The following is a 22,190-nucleotide window of genomic DNA, read 5'->3' on the forward strand; positions in this document are numbered from 1 at the left end:
CCAGCTCAGGCGGCGCGTTCCCCGCCTGGCGCCCAGGCCCAGGGGTTGCGGTCGCCGGTCCAGCGCTCATCGGACTCCCACTCGGGATGCAGGAGCGGCACGCTGCTGACGTGGCGCTCACCGTCGAAGATGTGGACGGACGGCGGAGCCTCGAACGTCACGGGAGTCAGCACGGCCAGCCGGTCGGTGCCGGGAGCCCAGTGCAGGGAGCCCGGCTTGCCGAGGGCGAACGGACCGCAGAGGATCCGGCCGTCGGACGCGTCGCGGAAGAACAGGCCACGATGGGTGACCGCGGCGACTCGCCGTCCGTCCGGGCTGAGCTCCGCGATCTTGGCGGGCGCGTACCAGACGACCTGGCGGGTCTCGGCGTCCACGCTGATGGCGTTGGAGCCGAACAGCCGCGTGCCGTCCGGTGACCAGACCGGCCTCTCGATCCACTGCCCGGCCTTGAAGCCGTCGTCCTCTTGTGCGCCGGCTTCGTCGAACGCCCTGCGCACACGATCGGGGAGGCTGCGCGCCATCAGGTACGGATGGTCGCCGTCCACGTGGTTGGGGAGCCAGCGCAGTACGCCGCGGTCCATCGGGACCAGGCATCCCTGCAGCCCGCCATCGCCGTTGGTGCCGCAGTGGGAGTAGGCGGTCCGGCCGTCGGGCGAGAGCGCGTACGCCGATGGGCGCGAGTTGCCGTCCGTCACGTCGATCGTGGCGAGCGGCTCGTCGTCCTCGCGGTTCCAGACGCCGACCATGTTGGTGCAGTGGGCAACGGCGACACGGGACGAGTCAGCCGACCACTGGATCGACCGCGCGTAGTCGGGCCATCCGACACCGCCCATGACCCCGTCCACGGTGTGCACGCACCGCCCGCTGGCGACCTCCCAGATCTGCAGGACCCCACCCGCGTCGTAGTCGTCGCCGACCCAGCTGCCCGTGGCGAGGTAACGCCCGTCAGGGCTCAGCGCGTGAGCGACGATCTCCACATCGTGCCCGTACGAATGCAGCAACCGCGCCCCGGTCTCCACCAGCCGCTGCGTGGCCAGCCGATGGACGTCAGCCACGCCGACCTCGTACTCCAAGGCCTCCAAACGAGCCCGCAGCGGCACAAGGTCGCGCTCCGGAACGAACGCGGACCAGTCGGCCCCGTCGAGCAGTGCCCGCAGCGCGTCGGCGTCACCCGCTGACTCCAGCGCACCCGGAGGCAGAAACGGCCGCAGCGCAGGAGCCGGCGCGACGCCTTCCTCCCGTTCGAGCATGCCCGCCAGCGCGGCCTCGTCGAGGAACGGCTTCTTCAGCATCGTGTCGGTCCGCGGGATGGGCCCTCGTTCGCCGAACGCGAGGAAGATGAGGTCGGTCTCCTCGGTCACGTCGCCGGTCACCCGGGCCCCGGCCGCCTGCAGCCGGCGTACGGCCTCGTCCTTCCCCAGCGTCGAGAAGTCCCCGTACAACACGACGTTCCGTCCACGCAGCTTCATGATCACAAAACCCTACAAGCTGTCACCACCTCAATCCGCCCCGAACACGACAATTGGCGCTTGACTCACGCAGCCTCACCTGCAGCCTGTTCCAGCACCGCGAGTTGGGTGCGGGCCTGGTCCCCTCAGGGCCACAGGACGCCGGGTCGGCCGACACGCTGCGCCACCACTTCATCCGGCACCTGGGCACCACACCCCACGCGTACCGGCGCACTTTCCGCGGCCGGCAACCCGCGCTGGACGGCGCACCATGATCAACAATTCGCACATGCTGATGTTCGATCGCACATGATTATGTGCTAGAACGGACGGGTGGGCATCGCCAATCGTTTGGACCTGACTCTGCGCCTGGTGCAGGGTTCTGGCCGAGTCTCCGTGTCTGAGCTGTCCCAACGCCTCGGTGTGTCGGAGATGACCGTGCGCAGGGATCTTGACGCGCTGGAGCACCAGGGCCTGATCCGCAGAGTGCACGGCGGCGCGGTCCCCGCACGATCACGTGCGGAGGACGCGGGGTTTTCCGCGCGCGAGCCTTGGCAGGCCGCAACCAAGGACCGCTTGGGCGCGGCCGTGGCCGGACTGGTGACACCCGGATCCCGCGTTCTGCTGGACGCGGGGACCACGACGGTGCATGTCGCAGAGCACTTGGCAGCCCGGGCGCCGTTGACGGTCGCGGTGCTCAGCCTGCAGACGGCGATGCGCCTGGCCGACCGGCCCGGGATCGAGCTCCTGATCGTGGGAGGCCGTTCCCGGCCGGGCGAACGGTCGCTGGTCGGCCCGCTGGCTCTGCGCACGCTGGAATCGCTGGTCTTCGACTGCTTCGTCATGTCCATCGGCGGCGTCCACGCCGAACACGGCTGGTCGGAGTTCTCGCTGGACGACGCGGCCGTCAAGCGGATCGGACTCGCCCAGGCCACCCGCACCATCACGGTGGCGGACGCGACCAAGCTGGGCGTACGCGCGTTCAGCCAGGTCGCCCCGCTCAGCGCGGTGCACGCCTTCGTCACCGACACCGCCGCCGAGGACGCCGGCACACACCCCGGCGGCCCGCAGACCTTGGATGCCCTGCGGGACGCGGGTGTGGACATCCTCTTGGCCTGACCCACCAGACGCCGCACACCAAGGAGTGACCTGTCATGGACACCGTTCCGCGCGAACTGATGATCCTCGTCGCCGGCCCCTACCGGTCGGGTACCGGCGACGATCCCCGCAAACTCGAGGCGAACGTACAGGCGATGAACGAGGTCGCCCTTAAGTTGTTCCGCGCCGGGCATCTGCCCGTCACCGGGGAGGCTTTGGCCCTTCCGCTGCTGGAGACGGCGGGAAGCACCCGTCCAGAAGATGCCGCCTTCCAGGAGATCTTTCATCCCGTCGCCGAACGGTTGTTGTCCCGTTGCGACGCGGTGCTGCGCATCGGCGGCCCCTCCGAAGGGGCGGACCGGATGGTGGCCCAGGCCCGGGCGCAGGGCAAGGCCGTCTACACGGGCCTCACCGACGTCCCCGCCGCCCGATGACCGCAGGCATCGACGCCCCCGACCGCCGTGGACGCACCGGCCTGGACCAGCACGGCCGCGATCTGACCCGCAACCCACGGGTGCGGATCCGTGACGTGGAGGTGCTCGCCTGCGACTGGTACGTCCTGCGCAAGACCACGTTCGACTACCAGCACAGTGACGGCCACTGGAGCCGCGAGCAACGCGAGACCTACGATCGCGGTGACGGCGCGACCATCCTGCTCTACAACACGGGCCATGAGACCGTGCTGCTGACGCGTCAATTCCGTCTCCCGGCCTACGTCAACGGGCATCCTGACGGGATGCTCATCGAAACCCCGGCCGGGCTGCTGGACGGGGATGGCCCCCAGGAGGCCATCCGCAGGGAAGCGGCCGAGGAGACCGGACACACCATCGGCGACACCGAGCACGTCTTCGACGTCTACATGAGTCCAGGCTCGGTGACCGAACGCCTGCACTTCTTCGCCGCCCCCTACAGCCCGGCAACCGCCACCGGCGACGCGGGAGGCATCGCCACCGAAGGCGAGGACATCGCGATCGTGGAACTGCCGTTCGCCGAGGCGCTCAGCATGGTTCGCAGCGGGCAGATCGCCGACGCCAAGACCATCATGCTGCTCCAATGGGCCGCCCTGGATGGCCCGTTCCGGCGCACGGTGCCTGGCTACTCGGTCAGCAAGGTGAGCCCGTAGACGGAGAGCACGTTGTTGACGGGCTGGAAGTACGTGGGGCAACCGCCGCCTCCGGTGCCCACCAAGATGCCCTGTGCCTGCCCGTTGGCGATGAGGGGCGCGCCCAGGTCACCGGGCGCGGCACAGATGCTGGTACGGATCAGCCCGGTGAGCGCACCCTCAGGGAAGTTGATGGTGACGTTCCGCGCCTGGATCGCCCCGCACCGCCAGCCACTGGTCGCCCCCGCCATGCACACGGCCGAGCCCACCGGCGCGGGCTGCCCTCCGCGCACGGTCATGAACGTGCCGTCGTAACGGTTGACCAGGCCGCGCGGCCGCCAGCTGGTGTTGGTCTTGACCCATCCGCCGCCGCCTCCGGGGAAGGTCGAGGCCTGCACCGTCCCCTGCGCGACCCCGTTGTGGCCGACGGCGGTCGCACCCGGCGTGCCGCACCTCCCCGAGGTGATGTAGCCGCCCCGGACCGAGAATCCGACCGTGCACCGGCCAGACACCGGTGACGTGGTGAAGGAATCACCGCCCCGGACGTCGTAGACCGCCGCAGCCGTCGCATGCGGCACCGGCGCCAAGAACAACGCGGCGAGAACGAGGAGAGTCCGGATCATCGGTTCTCCCAGGGGTCGGGGGCCTCCCCGTCATTGAAATCACATAATCGGAGCCCGATCCATCACCGGATCCGGCCACCTGCGGAGCGGACCTGGATGGCATCAGATCCCGGTGGACACCAGAGCCTGAGGCGTGAACAGTCCCGACAGCCGAGACAGTGCCTCGGGAACGGCCCGGTAGTACACCCAGGTTCCGCGTCGTTCACCCTCGATCAGGCCGGCCTGGCGAAGGACCTTGAGGTGGTGGGAGATGGTCGGGGCGGTCAGCTCGAACGCGTCGGTCAGGTCGCACACGCAGGCCTCGCCGCTCTCATGCGCCGCGATCATGTTCAGCAGCCGCAGGCGTACGGGGTCGGCGATGGCCTTGAACACCTTGGCGAGTTCGGCCGCCTCGGTCTCCGACATCACGGTGCCCGTCAACGGGGGGCAGCAGCTGACGTCGGTGATCTCAAGGTCCCTCAGCTTTGACATGGATCTAATTTGACATCCATCTATCCACTGATGCAACCTGAGCACTACTTAGACAGATGTCGAAACAAGGATCGCGCTTCTCATTCCGAACCACGACGACCACTTGGCATGATGAAGGAGACCGACCATGGACAGGGATCTCAACACCGAGGCGCAAGCCGCTGACGGGGCGTGCTGCGGGGTCAGCTCGTGCTGCGGCTCGAACGAGCAGGCCCTCGACCCGGCCAAGACCGTGGAGCAGGCCAAGAGCGACGCCGGCTGCGGTTGCCTGAACGCCGAGGAGTCGCTGCCGGTCGCGGTCATCGGCGCCGGACCGGTCGGCCTGGCCGCCGCCGCGCAACTGGCCGAGCGCGACCTCGACTTCGTCCTCCTGGAGGCCGGCGACCAGGTCGGCGCCTCGATCTCCGAGTGGGCGCACGTACGGTTGTTCAGCCCGTGGCGGTACGACACCGACCCGGCCGGCCGTCGCCTCCTGGAAGCCACCGGCTGGGCCGTCCCGGACCTCGACCGGCTGCCCACGGGCCGCGACCTGATCGAGTCCTACCTGCGCCCGCTGGCCGCCCTCCCCCAGATCGCCTCCCGGCTGCGCCTGGGCGTCGGGGTCGAGGCGATCACCCGGAACGGCTACGACCGCCTCCGCAGCTCGGGCCGCGACGACGTCCCGTTCCTGCTGCGCCTCTCCACCGGCGAAGAGCTGCGCGCCCGCGCTGTGATCGACGCCTCGGGCACCTGGACCAAGCCGAACGTGCTGGGCGCGGCCGGTCTGCCCGCCTACGGTGAGGCTGGGGCCGCCGACCGCATCACCCACGCACTGCCCGATGTCCTGGGCGCCGACCGCAAGCGGTTCGCGGGCAAGCACACCCTGGTCGTCGGTGCCGGCCACTCGGCCGCCACCACGCTGCTCGCCCTCGCCGAGCTCACACAGGACGCGCCCGACACCCGTATCACCTGGGCCATCCGCGGCGCTTCCGCGGCCCGTACCTATGGCGGCGGTGACGCCGACCAGCTGCCGGCCCGCGGCGCGCTCGGCGCCCGCGTCCGCGACCTGGTCGAGACCGGCCGGATCACCCTGGTCAGCGGCTTCTTCACCCACACCCTCAAGCCCACCGCCGACGGCGTCGAGGTCATCAGCCGCGACCCGGCCGGCACCGAGCAGACGCTCGTCGTCGATGAGATCGTCGGTGCCACCGGCTTCCGGCCCGACCACACCATCGCCAGCGAGCTGCGCCTCCAGCTGGACCCACTGCTGGGCACCACCCCGGCCCTCGCACCGCTGATCGACCCCAACCAGCACTCCTGCGGCACCGTCCCGCCGCACGGCGTCGACGAACTCACCCATCCCGAAAACGGCTACTACGCGATCGGCGTCAAGAGCTACGGCCGCGCCCCCACGTTCCTGCTGGCCACCGGCTACGAACAGGCCCGCTCTGTCGTCGCGGCGCTCGCCGGAGACTGGGACGCGGCCCGCAACGTCGAACTCGAACTGCCCGAGACCGGCGTCTGCTCGTCCAACAACCTCGCTCCCGCCGGTACGCCCGCGGGCCTGGCCACCGGCATCAGCGGCGGTCTGCTCGCCCAGCCCCTCGTCCTCACCGAGGCCTCCACCTCGACCGGTGGATGCTGTGGGTGAACCCCGTCGCGGCTCCGCTCCGGCCGTCTCCGGCCGGAGCGGAGCTGTGTCACGGCGGATGTTCTATGGGTGGTGGATCGTCAGTGCGCTGGCCATCAGCCAGACCGTCGGCTACGGCGTCCTGTATTACGCTTTCGCGGTCATCCTCACTCCGATGCGCCGCAGCCTGGACGCCACGTCGACCCAGGTCACCGGTGCACTCACCCTGGCCCTCCTGGTCAGCGCCGTCGCCGCGGTCCCCATCGGCCGCCATCTCGACCGGCACGGCGGACGCGCCCTGATGACAACCGGCTCCATCGCCGCCACACTGCTGGTCGCCGCCTGGGCCGCGGTCGACTCCCTCACCCAGCTCTACCTGGTCTTCGCGGGCCTTGGCCTGACCTTCTCGATGGTCCTCTACGAACCGGCGTTCGCCGTCGTCGTCACCTGGTTCCACCAGCGCCGCGCCACCGCGCTCCTGGCCATCACCGTCGTCGCCGGATTCGCCAGCACCATCTTCATGCCGCTCACCGGCTGGCTCGCCGACACCTACGGCTGGCGCACAACGCTGCTCGTCCTCGCCGTCATCCACGGAACGATCACCATCCCGCTGCACGCCCTCATCCGCCGCCACCCGGCAGACCTGGGCCTGCACCCCGACGGCGCCAAGTCGTCCACCACGCCGGCCCTAAGCAAGACCACCGACGCCGAACGCTCCGCAATCGCCCACGCCGCTCTCCGCGATCCGGTGTTCTGGACCCTGGTCGTGGCCTTCGTCGCCCACTCGGCAGCCGTCGCCGTCGTCGGCGTCCACCTCGTCGCCTACCTGCTCGACCTGGGCCACCCCGCCGCGTTCGCCGCCACCGTCACCGGCCTCATCGGCATCCTGTCGGTCACCGGCCGCCTGGCCACCACCGCCGCCCAACGCCACCGCTCCCCCACCACCGTGGTCGCCGCGGTCTTCGCCCTCCAAGCCCTCGCCGCGCTCACCCTCCCGCTCACCGGCCGCAACGCCGTCGCCGCCGTCATCTGCGTCCTCGCCCTCGGTCTGGGCTTCGGTGTCGCCACCATCGCCCGGCCCGCCCTGGTCGCCGCGCAATACGGCACCACCGCCTACGCCACCATCTCCGGCCTGCTCACCCTCCCGCTCACGCTCGCCAAGGCACTCGCCCCACTCGGCGCGGCAGTCCTCCTGGGCGCCACCGGCTCGTACACCCCCGTCATGATCGGCGTCGCCGCCGCCTGCGCCACCGCCACCGCCGGCCTCCTCACCACCGGCCGCCTCCGCACCTCGACACGCCTCCCGCAGCCCGCCCGGCCCCTCCCAGCGATCACCACCAACAGCTCGACCTGATCCACGCAACTCACAGCCTCGCGCTACCGCGCTCGCGCTACGACGCCGAGCTCAGCGAACTGCCTGTCGACGCCGTTCTGGCCCCGAAGGGCTCCTGACCGGCTCAGCGGGAAGCGGGTTCGAACAGTTCGACGAGGTTGCCAGCCGGGTCGGTGAGGAGAATCTGGCGTCCGCCGGGACCTGCGACCACATCGCCGCAGAACGACAGCCCGGCCGGGCGCAGCCGGTCGATCTCGGCGTCGAGGTCGTCGACGACGAGATGGATGCGGTTGCGGCCTGGCGTGGCGGAGTCATCGGGCGTGGCACGGGCACCTGAACTCGCCGGTCCGGACAGCAGCAACCGCAGCGGCCCGCGGACCACGTCGGCGAAGGCGGGCGCGGGGTTGCTGTGCAGGGTGAAGCCGAGGTGGTCGGTGTAGAAGCGAACAGCTTCGCCCACGTCGTCGACGATGTAGCGGACGCTGGCGAGCTCGTCGGTCGTCGTCATGGCTGTGTCTCCTTGTCCTTTGTCTCCTGGTTCTCTGCAAGTACGGGCAGCAGGTAACGGATACGGGTGTCGATCTCCTCCGCCATGTGCTTGAACGCGGGGTAGCCGGCGGTGTCACTGGCGGCAGCCGGGTCGGGGATGCTCCAGTGGATCAGCCTCGAATGATCGCTGAACTCGTGGCGGACCTCGCGGACCTTGTCGCACAGGCTGATCAGATGGTCGAAACGGTGCCGGGCCACCGTGTCCAGGTGGCGCGGTCGCTGGTCGCCGATGTCGATGCCGTAATGCTCGCGCAGGACCAGCACGGCGTTGGGATGCATGGCCGGTCTGGGATGGCTGCCGGCGCTGGTCACCTCCACGTGGCCCCTGGTGCGATGGCGCAGCAGGGCCTCGGCTACCGGTGAGCGGGCGCTGTTGCCGGTGCACGCGAACAGCACCCGAGGCCGGGGCGACCGGGTGACCGCGGCAGGTGGCGGGGCGGGATCGAGGCGCAGGGCGGGGTGCAGGGCGATACCGGCGGCGGTCAGCGCTTCCGCGCAGCGTTCCAGATCGAGGTGGTAGTAGCTGTCGCGGGCGTCAAAGCTGCTCCGGTGCGAGGTGACGAGCCCGCTGCCGCGAAGCAGCCGCAGGTGGTAGGAGATCAGGTTCTGCGGTTGGCCGAGCAGCTCGACGAGCTCACGGACCCGGTAGTCGCCGGTGCTCAGCACGGTCAGCAGCCGCCACCGCAGTGGATGGGCGGCCATGCGCACGAACGCCGGGGCCGGCTGACCCGAGGGCACCATGTCCACAGAATACATCAAAACAGTTTGATGGATATGCCGGGTGCCACAGGTATTAGCATCCGCAAGATGGAGGAGTTGCTCGGCTGGGGCGTCGTGGCGAACATCGTCCAGGAACGGCTCGCCGGGCCGGACCTCGAGGTCCGGCGCGGCCTCAAACATTTCGCCGGTGGCGCCAAGGTATGGGTGTCGTTGCCGTTCTGCGGCGACGGCGGCGAGCGGCTGTACGTGGTCGGCCGGCATCGGGGCAGCCACCGGTATATCCGGATCATCATCGAGTCACGCCACCTCGAACACGCCCGCGCCAAGGCGATCTACAGCCCGACGGTCCACCGGCTGCTGTCCGAGTCAGGGGATCAGATGGTGTTCGACTCCGAGGAGCGCGCGGCCGGCTGGGCAGCGGACCTGAACGCACGCGGCATCGAGGCCGAGTTCGACGACCGGCGATGGCACTGGGTGCCAAACCCGCCCCCGATGGAGGTCGAGTTCGAGGGCAGGACGTACTACCTCGCACACTTCAACCACCGCCGGGCGAGGTACTCGTCCCTGCTCCCCCCGCACGAGCCCTGAGCCTCTACGCCGGGGACAGGATGAACGTGGTCCCGTCATCTCCGGGAACCCGCACCTTGAGCCCGGTCTCCGCCAGTGCCTCCGCGATCAGATCGCGATCTCCCGCCCAGTGCACATGCAGGTCCTCGATGAGGTCACCACGGGCGTTGAAGTCGGAGTCGTGGCTCTGGGTGTTCCAGAAGACCGTCTTCGGCGACTGCCCGCTCTCGGTCCGCGCATGCACCTGCTCCCAGCAGCCCGACGTCGTGGGCCAGAGGGCCGGCTCGGCGTAGTAGCCCTGCGCGGCGAGGCGGTCGAACGCCTTCACGATCCGGCAGAGGTCGGAGGCGGCCTCGGTCGCCAGGCAGGTCACGGTGCCCTCCTCCGGCTTGTACGGACCGTGAGCGGCAGCCAGGAGCGCTTCCATGGTGGCGTCGTAGTACCGCGCCCGCTCCTCCTCGTCCATGTCCTCCAACATGTCGACATCGTCCTGGCCCTGTCCCGGGACGGAGACCACGAGGCCCTCGCGGGCGAAGGCCGACTGGATGCTCGACGTGAGCCCGCCCCTCCAGGAGAGGGCGACATCGCCGATGAGAGCGCCGTCCGACGAGAACGCGTCTGAGAAGTCCGCCGGCGGGCACAGCAGCCCGCTCGTCTCGACCTCCTCCGCGAAACGACCGGGCTCGACGAGCTGCCAGCCTTCGTCGATCAGCCGGTCCAGTGCCCTGTCGAACGCGTCGCTCTGCGAGCGGGCAGGCGAGGCGGCACGTTCGCGCCGCGCGGCGTTCCTGGTGAACTGATCGATCGCCATCGCCCACCAGCAGTGCGGGTGCCTGAAGGCGTCGGGGTCGTGTTCCTTGAGGAGCGCGCCCAGCTCGACGAGCCGGGCCCTGTCTTCAGAAGGAGACTCCGCCTCCGGCCCGTTGAGATAGCGGCCGAATTCGTAGACGAACTCGGTGAAGGCTTCGAGCGTGCTGTTCACGACCTCCGTCTGAGCCTCGCCAGGAGCGTCGCCGGGCGTGAACAGGACGACCCATCCCTTGCCGGTGTCGAGGAAGTATCGCGCGTCGTCGTCCCTCGTGATCCCGCCGAGGGTCACGATCTGCGTGTCCCCGCTTTCCGGATCCGGGAGCCGCTCTGTGGAGAACAGCTCCAGGAAGTCGTCCGGCAGGTCCGTCGTGAAGAGCCCGCCCGCGAACCGCGGCAACCCGACCTCGGTCAGCAGAGCCAGATCGCCCTCCGACAGGTCCATCTCCCGGCCTGCCTCAGGCTCGAGGGTGACGACGTCCTCTTCGCCGAAGGCTTCGAGCAGCTCCGCACGCGTGACCATCGCATTCCTCTCCAGATAGGGGCACGGCGTGTCACCGTAGGTGACGGACCACATCCCCGTCCGGAGATCACCAATATTCGCGATCTTGAATCGATCCGGCGCTTGACCTTCATACCGGTATGAAGGTTGATGATTCTGCCATCAGCGCCGAACCCACTTGAGGGGGACTTGATGGAGAATCGCATTGTCGGCCGTACGCCTGTGACGGTCATCGGTCTTGGACTGATGGGCCAGGCGCTCGCCGGCGCGTTCGTGCGCGCCGGGCACCCCACGACCGTGTGGAACCGCACGGCCGCGAAGGCCGAGCAGCTTGTCGCGCAAGGGGCCACGCTCGCCGGCTCAGTGAGCGACGCTGTCGCGGCCAGCCCGCTGGTGGTCATCTGCGTCTCGGACTACGACGCCGTGCACGGGCTGCTCGACCCGCTGGGTGAGGTCCTGGACGGCCGGGTGCTGGTGAACCTGACCTCCGGGACCTCGGCTCAGGCACGTGAGACCGCCGAGTGGGCGGCGGGGCGCGGCAGCGACTACCTCGACGGCGCCATCTTGGCCGTCCCTGCGGGCATCGACGCCGGGGACGGGGCCATCATCTACAGCGGGCCCCGGGCGACCTTCGAGCTGCACGAGCCGACGCTGCGGAGCCTCGCCGCAGGGACGATGCACCTCGGCGACGACCCGGGCCTGGCGTCGCTGCACGACGTGGCTGTGCTGACCATGATGTGGAGCATTCTGAACGGCTTCCTGCACGGCGCCGCGCTGGTCGGGACGGCGGGTGTGCCGGCCACGGCGTTCACCCCGCTGGTGAAGACGTTGATCGGGACCGTGACCGGCTGGCTGGACGGCTACGCGCAGCAGATCGAAGAGGGCACCTACCCGGGGTTCGACTCCACGCTCGACACTCACGTGGACGCGATGGAGCACGTCATCCACGAGAGCGAGTCGCTGGGCGTCAACGCCGAGCTTCCCAGGTTCGTCAAGGCCCTGGCCGACCGGGCCGTCGCCGCCGGGCAGGGCGGCGACGGCTACACCGTCCTGATCGAGCAGTTCCGCAAGCCCTAGCCTGCTCTAGCCCTGGCTGCGCGGGGTCAGGTTCATGCGGATGTCTTCGGCCGCCCACAGGACGAAACGTTCGATGGGTTGAATCGTCTGCTCGGACACAAGCTGGAAGTCGAGTCGTTTGAGGAGGGTCGAGAGGACGAGTTCGGCCTCGACCATCGCCAGGCCGGCACCCTCGCAACTGCGGGGTCCCAGCCCGAACGGGATGTAGGCGAATCGGGGGCGCCCCGCGGACGCCTCCGGTGTGAACCGGTCGGGGTCGAACACCTCCGGGTCGGGCCAGTAGTCGGGGTTCATGTGCACGGCCCAGAACGGATAAAAGATGGTCGTGCCTGCGGGAACGGTGTATTCGCCGAGCACCAGGTCCTCGGTCGCCTCGCGCGCGCCGTACGGCCCCGGCGGGTACAGCCGCATCGCCTCCCTGAGCACCATGTCCAGGTAGGTCAGCCTCTTGAGATCGCCGTACTCGGGTACGGCGCGGTCGCCCAGGACCACGTCCACCTCGTCGGCGACGCGCTTGGCCACGTCCGGGTGCCGGGCCAGCAGGTAGAGCGTCCAGGAGATGGCGACGCCGGTGGTGTGGTGGGCGGCCAGCAGGGTCATCAGCACCGTGTCGCGGATCCGCGCCGGGGACTCCCCCGAGGCGGCCAGGGCCGCAACCAGGTCACTGCGGTCAGCGTCGCTGCGATCGGCCTCCCCGCGTTCCCCGTGGGCTGCGATCACCTGGTCGACGGTCGCGCGCAGATACGTCAGCGCCTGCTCGGCACGGGCGGCGCGTTCCTCCTCGGTGCCCGGCGTCTCCAGCTGGTACAGCCGCCCCAGGTATTCGGTGAGGAGGTCCTCGAACGCCGACACGACCCGCCCGGCGGACTCCTCGGATTCAAGGCCGCTGCCCAGGGCGTACTCACAGATCATGCGCAGCGAGAGCTCGCTCAGGTCCTTCTGCAGTTCGACCGGCGACGCCAGTCCCGCCCAGCGATCGGCCATCTCGGTCGTCAGCTCGGTGAAGCGCGCGAAGTGCGCCTCGTGCGAGGGACGGCCGGCCAGCACCGAGAGCATCACCTTGCGCCACGGCACGTGCTCGTCGGCCGGGATCGTCTGCAGGTTGCCCGACTCCTGCAGCGGGGTCAGGAACTCGAAGAGCTTCTCCGGCCGCTTGTTGATCTTTGCCGTGGCCTCCAGCAGAAGCGGATCGGCGACCGACACCGCCAGATCCGCGCCGGGCAGCGGGAAGCGCACCACCGGTCCGTACTCGGCGTGCAACTGCAGCTGGTAGTTGTGCAGACCCCCCGCCGCCACGATGGCTTCGACGCCGCCCTCCGCGGGCGGACCGGGAATCTGGGCTGGGGCAATACCGTCGCGTGGCATGACACTCTCTCGCGTCGTATTTGATTCGGTTGTACCGGGGTAGGTGCTGTGCTTGCATGCTCTCAGGTATTTACCGATATGACTGGCATTTGGAAGCCGCCCATCGCGGCGGCCGGGAGTGGACATTGGACATGGTCGATCTGCGGACACCGAACGTCGCGCGGATGTACGACTACCTCTTGGGCGGTAAGGACAACTACGCCACCGATCGCGCAGCCGTCGACGAGGTCGTCCGTTTCGCGCCCGACACACCGTTCATGGCGCGAGAAAACCGTGCCTTCCTGGGACGGGCGGTGCGATTCCTGGCCGAGTCAGGGGTCCGGCAGTTCGTCGACATCGGCTCCGGCCTGCCCACCCAGGGCAACGTGCACGAGATCGCCCACCGCATCGCCCCTGACTCGCGCGTCCTGTACGTCGACATCGACCCGATAGTGCTGGCCCACGGGCGGGCGATCCTCGCCTGCACGCCGGGGGTCGCCGCCATCCAGGGCGACGCCCGGCGCGTCGACGACATCCTGGATGACCCCGAGGCGCGCGCGCTCATCGACTTCAACGAGCCGATCGCCGTGCTGATGCTGGCGGTGCTGCACTTCATCGGCGATGAGGACGATCCTCCCGGGATAGCGACGCGGCTGCACGACGCCATGGCGCCCGGGAGCTATCTGACGGTCTCGCACGTGACCGCCGACTTCGACGCCGACCGCCGCGTCCGCGACGCCGGCGCGGTGTACGAGAAGGCCACGTCCCAGATCACCCTGCGCAGCCACGCGGAGGTCACGCGGCTGTTCGACGGATTCGAGCTGGTGGACCCGGGTTTGACCACGCTGTCGCTGTGGCGTCCCCGGCCGGGCGCGACCCTTCCGCCCGGCGCCGACCGCCAGTGGTGCTACGCGGGCGTCGGCCGCAAGCTCGACTAGCCGGGAGCGACCTGGGACGACCTGGGTGACTGACCTGGGGTGACCTGGAGTGACGCTGTCCGGCCTCCGTCGAACGGGTTTGTCCTTGAATACATGGGGCACAGTCGTCTCGTTCGACGATGTGAAAGGTATTCACGCCCCAGTGGCCGGCCGCCGGAGGTGGCGATGCGTCTCGGAACGGCAGTGCTCATCATTTGGCTGGTGATCGGCGCGCTGGCCGCCGGGCAGCGCCACTACTTCGACGACTCCGACGCCGACTGCTCGAACGTGGCGACGGTCGCGGTGACCATCGTGGCCGGGCCGCTGAATTACATCGGTGTCAATCCGAAGATCTCTTGCAAGACCCCGCAGCCGAGCAAGTAACCGCCTCCAAGAACTACCTGCAGGTAACTACCTCGGGCCCTTCTTGTCCTTTTTCTTCTGGCCTTTTGAGTGGCCGGGAGGCTGTGAGTCCGCCGCGGGCGGGACCAACTGGGCCGACTTCGGCGGAGGGCTCGGGGCCTGGGAATTCGGGACCTGGGAGTTCGGCGCCTGGGAGCTCGGCGCCTGGGAGCTCGGCGCCGGGGACGGGATGGTCAGTGTCGGCGCGGGGGTGCTGCCGGGCGCGCTCGTCTCGACGACCGTCACGGTGGCGAGCACGGCGGCGACGACGACCAGGGCCGCGACTGCGGCGGCTTTCAGGGGGTCGCTCAGGCGCGCCCGCAGGCGGGAGGGCGGCGGCGGCAACACCTGCGTGGCCTGGTTCAGGGCCAGTGTCTCAAGGGCGTTGGCAACGTTGCCGGCGCTGGGCGGCCTCTTGGCCGGATCCTTGGCCAGGAGCGCCATGATGACCCGGTCAAGCTCTCCTTCCGTCTGCAACGGGATGGGGTCGTCTTCTACGTGCTGGCGCAGGAGCTCCTCGGTGTCGGGAGCGACGAAGGGCGGACGTCCCGCCGAGAGTTCGTACAGCACGCAACCCAGCGCGTACAGGTCGCTGGCCGGTCCTGCCTCCTGGCCCCTGATCTGTTCGGGCGAGACGTACAAGGACGTACCGATCAACGGACCGGATCGGGTCCTCGGCCGGTCGGCCGTGACGGCGATGCCGAAGTCCGCGAGCTTGACGGTGCCGTCGTCGGCCAGCAGCAGGTTGCCCGGCTTCACGTCACGGTGCACGATTCCCTGCGCGTGAGTGGCCTCCAGGGCCCGTGCCGCCTGCGCGCCGACCTCGGCCACGCGCCGCGGCGGGAACATCTCACCTTCGCGCAACGCCACAGCCAGGTCACATCCGGCCACCCACTCCATGACCATGAACAACCGGCCGTCCTCGCCCCCGGCGTCGAGCATCTCCACGACGTTGGGATGGACGAGCCCGGCGCTGTGCCTGGCCTCGTGCCACACCTGTCCGGGCATCTCAACGATCTTGACCGCGACGGGACGTCCGAGCTGCTGGTCCGTCGCACGCCAGACCTCGGCCGTACCGCCGCGGCCCACCTGCTCGATCAACCGGTAGCGACCTGCCAGCACCTGCTCCGGAACCGCCAGTCTGTGCACGATCTCTCCACGTCCGAGGCCCAACGCGGGCGGTCATGCCCACGTCTGGTCAGCGCATACGACCGGGCAGGTGTCACGTTGAGGCCTTTCAGGGCACATTGGACTACCCGCCACGGCCCGGACTTCCGCAGAATTTTCTCCACTCCTTGGAGCTTCGATAGCGTCGGATCCATGCGGCTTCACGTGGGATGCGCGATGTGGGCTCATGCGCCTTGGCAGGGCCGGTTGCTGCCCCATCCCCTCTCCCCCAAGGAGCGTCTGCGCGCCTACGCGAGCTGGTGCAACGCGGTGGAGGGCAACACCACGTTCTACGCCACACCGAGCCGCGACGCCGTGGAGTCATGGGCCGAGCAAACGGATCCGGACTTCCGCTTCGTGGTGAAGCTGCCCAAGACCATCACGCATGAACGGCGCCTCACCGGGGCGGACGAGGAGCTCCGGGCGTTCCTCACAGCGATCGAGCCCCTCGGACCGCGCAACCATGCGCTCTGGATCCAGCTGCCGGGGTCGTTCGCGCCGTCCGACCTGGGGACGCTGGCGGCCTTCCTCCGGCGGCAACCGCGGACACACCGATGGGCGGTCGAGGTACGGCACCGGGCGTTCTTCGAGGACGCACGGTCGGCGGGATGGCTGGAACGGCTCCTCACCGAGGTCGGCGCCGAGTGGATCCCGTTCGACACCGTGACCATGTTCCAGAGCCCGCCGACCAGCGACGCCGAACGGGACGCCTGGACGAAGAAGCCCCGGGTGCCGCGCCGGTCGGCGGCACTGACCGACCAGCCGATCGTCCGCTATCTCGGCCGTGACGACACGGCGCGCACGGTGGAGGGCTGGCGCCCCTGGGCCGGCCAGGTCGCCGAATGGCTTCGCGAGGGCCGGTCGCCGACGGTCTTCATCCATACGCCGGACAACGCCGGCGCGTTGACGCTCGCCCGCCGGTTCCACGAGGAAGTGCGGGAACAAGTGCCGGAAGTCGAGCCACTGCCCGAGCCCATTCCAGCTGAGCCGCCGACCCTCTTCTGAGTTAATGGGAATGCTCTGAACGGTCAGCCATCCAGGCTGCTCACCAGCACAAACGTCACAGTGAGCACAAATCGACGGTGTGCTGGTGCAAATTCGGCCATTCTTTACCAGTGGCGTCATATTACGGCTATCGCGGGTATGAACCCAGTCATCCATGCTTCACGCTCACAGACCGATCGGGGGAGGATCGTGAGTCACGGCAACGGGAAGACCACGACCAGAGACCGTTCCAGGACCGACTCCAGGACCGACGTCCCGCGCCAGCCGGTGACCGAGTCGGCGTCGAGCCCGTCCAAGGAGGACGGGCAGAGCCCGTCCCCGCCGGGCACACGCACGAAGGACGGCGGGGCGCTGGTCGCTCAGCAGGGACGCACCACGATCGCCGACGGCGTCGTCGCCAAGATCGTGGGGATGGCGGCCCGGGAGGTCGGCGGAGTGCATGCCCTGGGGGCCGGCATGGGTCGCACGCTCGGCTCGATGCGCGAGCACATCCCGGGCATGACCAAGAGCGTCTCGCAGGGCGTGGCCGTCGAGGTCGGCGAGCGTCAGGCGGCCGTCGACATCGACGTGGTCGTGGAGTACGGGGTGGCGATCCCGAGGCTCGCCGGTGCCGTTCGCGAGAACATCATCCGCTCGGTCGAGCAGATGTGCGGGCTGGACGTCGTCGAGGTCAACATCACCGTGGACGACATCCACCTGCCCGAGCAGGACGGGAACGACGACCCGGGCTCGTCCCGCGGCTCGGACAAGCCCAGGGAATCACGGGTCCAATGACGTCGGTCGAGGCTCCGGCCTCCGGCTCCACCGGCACGCCGGGCGACGGGGAACTCGCCGAACGCGTCGCGGCGGCGGCCGTCCGGTGCCCCGGTGTGGTGGACCTGTGCGCGAACGAGCCGGGGAACAACGAGTGGGGGAACATCGTCACCTACCGGCGCGGGTCGCCGTTGCGCGGGGTGGCCGTGCACGACGACGAGGTCGTGGTGTGCCTGGTCACGACGCTGGAGCGGCCCGTCTTCCAGACCGCGGAGGCGGTCGCCGCGACGATCGCGCCGTTGGCAGGCGAACGATCTGTGCACGTGATCGTGGGAGATGTCGTCGTGGACGACGGACGGCGCTGACCCGAACGAGTTGACGCAGACGAGCTGACGCAGACGGGTTGACGCAGACGGGTTGACGCACGATGAGCAGCAAGGACAAGGCCGCCTTCCGCGCCTGGATCCGCGCCGACCACCCTGACGCGGGCGGCGATCCGGAGGCGTTCGCCGCGGGTCTCCGCCGGCGTCGTCCCGTGTCCGCCGCGCAGGCGCACGGCCGGGTGACCGTCGTACGCCGGCGGAGAGGGCCCAACGGGGCATTCCAACGATGGCTGGAGCGTCGCCGCCGGCGACGTTCTCGCAAGCTGAACTAAGGGGGATTTGAAATGGGTGATGCGAAGATCTGGCCGCTGGCCGGTCTCGCCTTTGGAGCCGTCCTCGGAATGGCGGCCGGCTTCGGCGGGTTCGGGCCGTTCCTGGCCGTCCTCGTACTCGGGATCATCGGCTTTCTCACCGGCCGGGTGATCGAGGGCGAGCTCGATGTGAGTGATCTCTTCGGCCCGGCGCACGAGCGGCGCGGCAGGTCGTCGTCATGACCGCCCGGCTCACCTCGGACCGCGGGACCACCGAGATCGGCGACAGGGCGATCCTGGCCATCGCCTGCCAGGCCGCGGCGGACACACCGGGCATCGGCGGCGTGCACGAGGGCGTTCCCGGCGTCCACAGGGGCCGCGACGGGCGTCCACTCGGCCGGGCGGCCACCGACGGTGACCTGGCCTCGGCACGTGTGCGGATCTCGGTGGAGTATCCCGCCTCCGTACGCGAAGTGACCCGGGAGGCCCGTAGGCGGATCAGGGACCAGGTGCGAGCGCAGACCGGCCTGCGCGTCGGCCCCGTGGACCTCGATGTCGCCGCGCTTCGCCAGGGGAGGCGGTCGTCATGACCACCACCGCCGGACGGCTGCCCAAGGCGTCGGAACGGGAGGAGGCGCCGCCCCGGAGCGCGGACCGCGCGGCGCGGCGGGCGGCCCGCCGCGTCTTCCGGCCGCGCCGGGTATGGCCCGCCCTGGTGGCGGCGATCGTGCTGACCGTCGTCGGCACGGTCGTGGCCATCGAGACCATCACCGCGCTCGCCGGCAGTCCCGCGGGCGTCGTCCCGTACGAGCGGCTGGCGGACTGGCTGGCCGACACCGGCTGGCGCAGCGCCGCAACGATCACAGCGGGGGGCGTGACCCTGTTCCTTGGCCTTGCCGCGCTGCTGGCGGGCCTGTTCCCCGGGCACACGCGGCTGATCCGGCTGCGCACCGACGACCCCGATCTCGTGATGGGAGTCACCGAGCGTGGCCTGCGCACCGCGGCGGGGACGGCGGCCCGCGACGTCGACCTGGTCAGCGACGTCCAGCGCGTCAAGACGCGACGCAACCGGGTCGTCGTGACGGTGGTCACGCCGGTACGGGACACGGGCAACCTCAAGGAGAAGGTGCGCGACGCCGTGCGAGCCCGCTTCGACGAGCTCGGCGTCGATCCTCCCCGCAATGTCGGCGTACGGGTCCGGCGCAAGGGGGCGTGAGGCATGGATCGCAAAGCCGCGTTCATCAACCGCACGGGGTTGACCATTCTGGGGCTGCTGCTCGCGGCCAGTGGGGCAGCCATCCTCACGCGGGCGTTCGGCTGGTGGGGGTCGTCGGCGAGATCGGCGCCCGTTCTCACGGACGCGATGCGCCGCTTCCCGGATGAGCACTCCTGGTTCTGGCCGTCGGTGGCGGCCGGCGCCTGCGCGCTGGCGCTGATCGGCGTGGCGTGGTTGCTCGCGCAGGCGCGGAGCGAGAAGCTCCCCGGCCTGTCCTTGGAGGTGGACGACTCAAAGGGGCAGACACGGGTCTCCTCGGACGCCGTGACGACCGCCCTGGAAGAAGAGATCGAGGCACTGCCGGGCGTCCGTGACGCACGGGCGCTGCTGCTGGGCGACAAGGACCACCCGAGGCTGATGCTGAACGTGGCGTACGGGGCGCGCGCGAACTTGGAGACCCTGCGCAAGGGCATCGAGGAGAAGGCCGTGACGCACGTGCGCGCGGCGCTTGACCTCAACGCACTGCCGACGGTCGTCCGCCTGCGCCTCATCGCGGGCCAGCACCGCCGGCACGTGGTCTGATGGCGGACAGCTCACTCGCCCTCGTCGCCACTCACCCGCCCGCATCGCCGCCGCTGGTCAGCCGGCCCGCGAGCCAGCGGCGGCGGGCGCACCGCTCATCGCCGGGACCACGCCGCTCATCGTGGGGGCAGGCACTGCGGCGCTCGTCGCCGGGGCAGGGGCTGCGCCGCTCGTCGCGGGGGCAGGGGCTGCGGCGGCCTGGACCGGGACGGCGTTGACGTCCAACGTCGTGGCCACGGAGACGCGTGCCCGCTTGATGCGGAGCAGCGCATAGGTGGCGAGCAGGGCGGCGACCGTGGTGATCACGCCCGCCAGCACGAGCGCGGCGCGGGGGCCAAGGGTGTCGGACAGCGCGCCGAGGGCGGGAGGACCGACGGCGCCGGCGGCGGCACCCACCATGCCCTGGGCGGCGATCACGCGGCCACGCAGGTGGGAGGGGCTGTCAAGCTGCGCCCGCGTGCTGACGGTGGTATCGATGATCACTGCGGCCGCCGCCACCGGGACCATCACGATGGCGAAGAACACCACGCCCGGCGACACGCCGGCGAGCAGCTGCCCGACCGAGGCCGCCACCGACACGGCCAGCAGGAGGCGCAGGGGCAGCCGCGCCCGCGCCGCCGCGTAGAGGCCGCCGAGGACCGTGCCGATCGCGAAGGCCACCGACAGCACGCCGTAACCTCCGGCGCCGGCGTGCAGCGGGCCATCGCTCATGGCCGCCATGGTCACCTGGTAGTTGCGCCCGAGGCTGCCCATCATGAACGCCAGGGCAAAGGTCACCAGCAGCCATGGGGTGCGCAGCACGTACCGCAGCCCGTCCGCGATACCGCGCTCGCTGGCTGCGGCGGCCGGGATCACGTGGAGTTCCCCGCGCCGCATCAGCAGGACCGCCGCGATGACGGCGAGGAAGCTGGCGGCGTTGCCCATGAACACCCCCGAGACGCCCAGGAGGGGGATCAGCGCGCCGGCGAGGCTCATGCCCAGGATCCGCCCGGCCGAGTTGATCACCGAGCCGAGCGCCAGCGCGTTCGAAAGATCATCAGGACCGACCACCTCGGCGCCGAACCGCCCCAGGGCAGGGCCGCTGAACGCCCCGACGACGCCGGACGCCAGCGAGATCGCGTACAGTCCGCCGGTGGTCTGCACGTCGCCGACCGCGATGAACGCCAGCAACACGGCCAGCCCGCCCTGCGCCACCTGGGCGGCGAGCACGATCGGCCGCACCGGCAGGCGGTCGGCGAGGGCGCCGGCCAACGGGCTGAGCAGCAGGGCGGGCGCCGCGTTCAGCACGAGACCCAACCCGACGCTGGTCGCCGAATGCGTGATCGACAAGATCAACCAGTTGAGGGCCAGCGCCTGCATCCAGGTGCCGGTGACGGAAACCATGTCCGAAACCGCCCACAACCGGTAGTTATGATGACGCAGCGAGCGAAACATCGCTGGTAGAGCCACTATCTTTTACCTCTCCTTGGGCATACCGAGAGGTTTCAACAAGGCGGCCCTGTCCGAACCTTCCAGTCGGACCGAAATGTGAAGCGGATCACCCTCCGACGATGTTTGAACTCTGGGTGGGCCAGGTCACGATCACAGCGCCCGATCCCTCCCCGTCAGGGCGGTCTCGCGTTTGTCGACAGGGCGTTGCCAAAACCGGATGATTTTGCCGACGCCCTCATCTCCGACCAGCCGCTCGGTGACGTCGTCAAGCTCTTCAAGGAGAAGGGCGGCGCGGGCAAGCCGGTCTACGGCCAGATCCCGGTCTCGTACGGCGACAACGCGGACGAGGCCAAGGAGATCGCGCACCGATACTGGAAGTTCGCGGCGCCCGGCTGGAAGGTGATGGCCGAGCTCTCCACGCCGAAGAACTTCGAGGCCGCCTCCGAGACCGTACGCCCGGGCGATGTAGCGGAGTCGGCGCCCTACGGAGACGACGTCGAACGCTACGTCCAGGCCGTGCAGCAGTGGTCGGACGCGGGATTCACGCACATTTCGTTCTGCCAGAGCGGGCACGACCGGCAAAAGGACTTCCGCCGATGGGCTGAGGTCGAACTGCTGCCAGAACTGCGCGAACGCTTCGGGTGAGCTGGCCACTCCAAGGCGTCACAGCCAAGTGGTCCAAGCCAAGTAGGTCCAAAATCTTGACCTGTGTCCAATAAGTAGCGTTAGTCCGTTTCTGTTTCGCGCATATCTCCTGCCGCAGGCCCGTACCGGCGGGCCACCGAGCGACAGGAACGGATCATCGTTACGCCCACGCGCAGGACCCCGTCGGA

28 protein-coding genes are annotated in these 22,190 nt (G+C 69.5%); 19 read left to right on the top strand and 9 right to left on the bottom strand.

The window, feature by feature from the left end; all coding sequences use genetic code 11:
- Nucleotides 1-5: 5 nt before the first annotated feature.
- On the bottom strand, nt 6-1,469 hold the full coding sequence (locus ACH34W_RS14820; RefSeq protein WP_395961430.1) for a hypothetical protein: 1,464 nt from the start codon (nt 1,467-1,469) through the stop codon (nt 6-8).
- A gap of 53 nt (nt 1,470-1,522) precedes the next feature.
- On the opposite strand from ACH34W_RS14820, the gene ACH34W_RS14825 reads away from it, so the two are divergent.
- Genes ACH34W_RS14825 through ACH34W_RS14840 form a run of 4 tightly spaced genes read left to right on the top strand, consistent with a single transcriptional unit; the run spans nt 1,523 to nt 3,669 of the window.
- The gene (locus ACH34W_RS14825; protein ID WP_395961431.1) at nt 1,523-1,723 is read left to right on the top strand and encodes a hypothetical protein; all 201 of its coding nucleotides are present in this window, start codon (nt 1,523-1,525) and stop codon (nt 1,721-1,723) included.
- A gap of 58 nt (nt 1,724-1,781) precedes the next feature.
- Nucleotides 1,782-2,567: a DeoR/GlpR family DNA-binding transcription regulator gene (locus ACH34W_RS14830; RefSeq protein ID WP_395961432.1), complete on the top strand. Its 786-nt coding sequence runs from the start codon at nt 1,782-1,784 to the stop codon at nt 2,565-2,567.
- Nucleotides 2,568-2,602: 35 nt separating this feature from the next.
- The gene (locus ACH34W_RS14835; protein WP_395961433.1) at nt 2,603-2,980 is read left to right on the top strand and encodes a hypothetical protein; all 378 of its coding nucleotides are present in this window, start codon (nt 2,603-2,605) and stop codon (nt 2,978-2,980) included.
- Nucleotides 2,977-3,669: an NUDIX domain-containing protein gene (locus ACH34W_RS14840; protein ID WP_395961434.1), complete on the top strand. Its 693-nt coding sequence runs from the start codon at nt 2,977-2,979 to the stop codon at nt 3,667-3,669. Before ACH34W_RS14835 ends, ACH34W_RS14840 begins: the two co-directional genes overlap by 4 nt.
- On the opposite strand, the gene ACH34W_RS14845 is transcribed toward ACH34W_RS14840, so the two are convergent.
- Complete coding sequence (locus ACH34W_RS14845; RefSeq protein ID WP_395961435.1) at nt 3,642-4,271, bottom strand: S1 family peptidase; 630 nt, start codon at nt 4,269-4,271, stop codon at nt 3,642-3,644. The two genes, ACH34W_RS14840 and ACH34W_RS14845, sit on opposite strands and share 28 nt — an antisense overlap.
- Nucleotides 4,272-4,373: 102 nt before the next feature.
- Entirely contained in the window at nt 4,374-4,742 is a 369-nt protein-coding gene (locus tag ACH34W_RS14850; RefSeq protein WP_395961436.1) for a metalloregulator ArsR/SmtB family transcription factor, read from the bottom strand.
- Between the two features lie 127 nt (nt 4,743-4,869).
- On the opposite strand from ACH34W_RS14850, the gene ACH34W_RS14855 reads away from it, so the two are divergent.
- Nucleotides 4,870-6,372: an FAD-dependent oxidoreductase gene (locus tag ACH34W_RS14855; protein ID WP_395961437.1), complete on the top strand. Its 1,503-nt coding sequence runs from the start codon at nt 4,870-4,872 to the stop codon at nt 6,370-6,372.
- Between the two features lie 46 nt (nt 6,373-6,418).
- Nucleotides 6,419-7,705, top strand: a complete 1,287-nt coding sequence (locus tag ACH34W_RS14860; protein WP_395961438.1) for an MFS transporter — start codon at nt 6,419-6,421, stop codon at nt 7,703-7,705.
- Between the two features lie 103 nt (nt 7,706-7,808).
- On the opposite strand, the gene ACH34W_RS14865 is transcribed toward ACH34W_RS14860, so the two are convergent.
- Together ACH34W_RS14865 and ACH34W_RS14870 are read right to left on the bottom strand one after the other, a co-directional pair.
- Entirely contained in the window at nt 7,809-8,192 is a 384-nt protein-coding gene (locus ACH34W_RS14865; protein ID WP_395961439.1) for a VOC family protein, read from the bottom strand.
- On the bottom strand, nt 8,189-8,989 hold the full coding sequence (locus tag ACH34W_RS14870) for an ArsR family transcriptional regulator (RefSeq protein ID WP_395961440.1): 801 nt from the start codon (nt 8,987-8,989) through the stop codon (nt 8,189-8,191). Before ACH34W_RS14870 ends, ACH34W_RS14865 begins: the two co-directional genes overlap by 4 nt.
- A gap of 51 nt (nt 8,990-9,040) precedes the next feature.
- Here ACH34W_RS14870 and ACH34W_RS14875 point away from each other — a divergent pair, with 51 nt between their 5' ends.
- Nucleotides 9,041-9,541, top strand: coding sequence for a hypothetical protein (locus tag ACH34W_RS14875; protein ID WP_395961441.1), 501 nt, complete (start codon nt 9,041-9,043; stop codon nt 9,539-9,541).
- 4 nt (nt 9,542-9,545) lie between these two features.
- Here ACH34W_RS14875 and ACH34W_RS14880 read toward each other — a convergent pair whose 3' ends face one another.
- A complete protein-coding gene (locus tag ACH34W_RS14880) occupies nt 9,546-10,850 on the bottom strand; it encodes an SUKH-4 family immunity protein (RefSeq protein ID WP_395961442.1) in 1,305 nt (434 codons plus the stop codon).
- A 171-nt stretch (nt 10,851-11,021) separates the two neighbouring features.
- On the opposite strand from ACH34W_RS14880, the gene ACH34W_RS14885 reads away from it, so the two are divergent.
- A complete protein-coding gene (locus ACH34W_RS14885; protein ID WP_395961443.1) occupies nt 11,022-11,906 on the top strand; it encodes an NAD(P)-dependent oxidoreductase in 885 nt (294 codons plus the stop codon).
- Nucleotides 11,907-11,912: 6 nt separating this feature from the next.
- Here the strand turns inward: ACH34W_RS14885 and ACH34W_RS14890 are convergent, their stop codons facing one another.
- Nucleotides 11,913-13,271, bottom strand: a complete 1,359-nt coding sequence (locus ACH34W_RS14890) for a cytochrome P450 (RefSeq protein ID WP_395961444.1) — start codon at nt 13,269-13,271, stop codon at nt 11,913-11,915.
- A 56-nt stretch (nt 13,272-13,327) separates the two neighbouring features.
- Here ACH34W_RS14890 and ACH34W_RS14895 point away from each other — a divergent pair, with 56 nt between their 5' ends.
- Together ACH34W_RS14895 and ACH34W_RS14900 are read left to right on the top strand one after the other, a co-directional pair.
- A complete protein-coding gene (locus ACH34W_RS14895; protein ID WP_395961445.1) occupies nt 13,328-14,188 on the top strand; it encodes an SAM-dependent methyltransferase in 861 nt (286 codons plus the stop codon).
- 165 nt (nt 14,189-14,353) lie between these two features.
- Entirely contained in the window at nt 14,354-14,551 is a 198-nt protein-coding gene (locus ACH34W_RS14900) for a hypothetical protein (protein ID WP_395961446.1), read from the top strand.
- 27 nt (nt 14,552-14,578) lie between these two features.
- On the opposite strand, the gene ACH34W_RS14905 is transcribed toward ACH34W_RS14900, so the two are convergent.
- On the bottom strand, nt 14,579-15,718 hold the full coding sequence (locus ACH34W_RS14905; protein WP_395961447.1) for a protein kinase: 1,140 nt from the start codon (nt 15,716-15,718) through the stop codon (nt 14,579-14,581).
- A 171-nt stretch (nt 15,719-15,889) separates the two neighbouring features.
- Here ACH34W_RS14905 and ACH34W_RS14910 point away from each other — a divergent pair, with 171 nt between their 5' ends.
- The 8 genes from ACH34W_RS14910 (at nt 15,890) to amaP (ending at nt 19,926) form a co-directional block, all read left to right on the top strand.
- Complete coding sequence (locus tag ACH34W_RS14910; RefSeq protein WP_395961448.1) at nt 15,890-16,741, top strand: DUF72 domain-containing protein; 852 nt, start codon at nt 15,890-15,892, stop codon at nt 16,739-16,741.
- A 267-nt stretch (nt 16,742-17,008) separates the two neighbouring features.
- Complete coding sequence (locus tag ACH34W_RS14915; protein ID WP_395961721.1) at nt 17,009-17,515, top strand: Asp23/Gls24 family envelope stress response protein; 507 nt, start codon at nt 17,009-17,011, stop codon at nt 17,513-17,515.
- Complete coding sequence (locus ACH34W_RS14920; RefSeq protein ID WP_395961449.1) at nt 17,512-17,859, top strand: hypothetical protein; 348 nt, start codon at nt 17,512-17,514, stop codon at nt 17,857-17,859. Before ACH34W_RS14915 ends, ACH34W_RS14920 begins: the two co-directional genes overlap by 4 nt.
- Before the next feature lie 62 nt (nt 17,860-17,921).
- Nucleotides 17,922-18,149, top strand: coding sequence for a hypothetical protein (locus tag ACH34W_RS14925; RefSeq protein ID WP_395961450.1), 228 nt, complete (start codon nt 17,922-17,924; stop codon nt 18,147-18,149).
- A 12-nt stretch (nt 18,150-18,161) separates the two neighbouring features.
- Complete coding sequence (locus tag ACH34W_RS14930) at nt 18,162-18,371, top strand: hypothetical protein (protein WP_395961451.1); 210 nt, start codon at nt 18,162-18,164, stop codon at nt 18,369-18,371.
- Nucleotides 18,368-18,718: an Asp23/Gls24 family envelope stress response protein gene (locus ACH34W_RS14935; RefSeq protein WP_395961452.1), complete on the top strand. Its 351-nt coding sequence runs from the start codon at nt 18,368-18,370 to the stop codon at nt 18,716-18,718. The genes ACH34W_RS14930 and ACH34W_RS14935 overlap by 4 nt, the downstream gene beginning before the upstream one ends.
- A complete protein-coding gene (locus ACH34W_RS14940; RefSeq protein WP_395961453.1) occupies nt 18,715-19,344 on the top strand; it encodes a DUF6286 domain-containing protein in 630 nt (209 codons plus the stop codon). The genes ACH34W_RS14935 and ACH34W_RS14940 overlap by 4 nt, the downstream gene beginning before the upstream one ends.
- A gap of 3 nt (nt 19,345-19,347) precedes the next feature.
- On the top strand, nt 19,348-19,926 hold the full coding sequence (gene amaP / locus ACH34W_RS14945; protein WP_395961454.1) for an alkaline shock response membrane anchor protein AmaP: 579 nt from the start codon (nt 19,348-19,350) through the stop codon (nt 19,924-19,926).
- Between the two features lie 57 nt (nt 19,927-19,983).
- Here amaP and ACH34W_RS14950 read toward each other — a convergent pair whose 3' ends face one another.
- Nucleotides 19,984-21,360 (bottom strand): MFS transporter, encoded by a 1,377-nt coding sequence (locus ACH34W_RS14950; protein ID WP_395961455.1) that lies wholly within the window; start codon nt 21,358-21,360, stop codon nt 19,984-19,986.
- Between the two features lie 201 nt (nt 21,361-21,561).
- Between ACH34W_RS14950 and ACH34W_RS14955 the strand changes: the two genes are divergently transcribed.
- A complete protein-coding gene (locus tag ACH34W_RS14955) occupies nt 21,562-22,002 on the top strand; it encodes a hypothetical protein (protein ID WP_395961456.1) in 441 nt (146 codons plus the stop codon).
- Nucleotides 22,003-22,190 lie beyond the last annotated feature (188 nt).

The organism is Actinomadura sp. 6N118 (assembly GCF_044326415.1).
GTDB lineage: Bacteria > Actinomycetota > Actinomycetes > Streptosporangiales > Streptosporangiaceae > Spirillospora.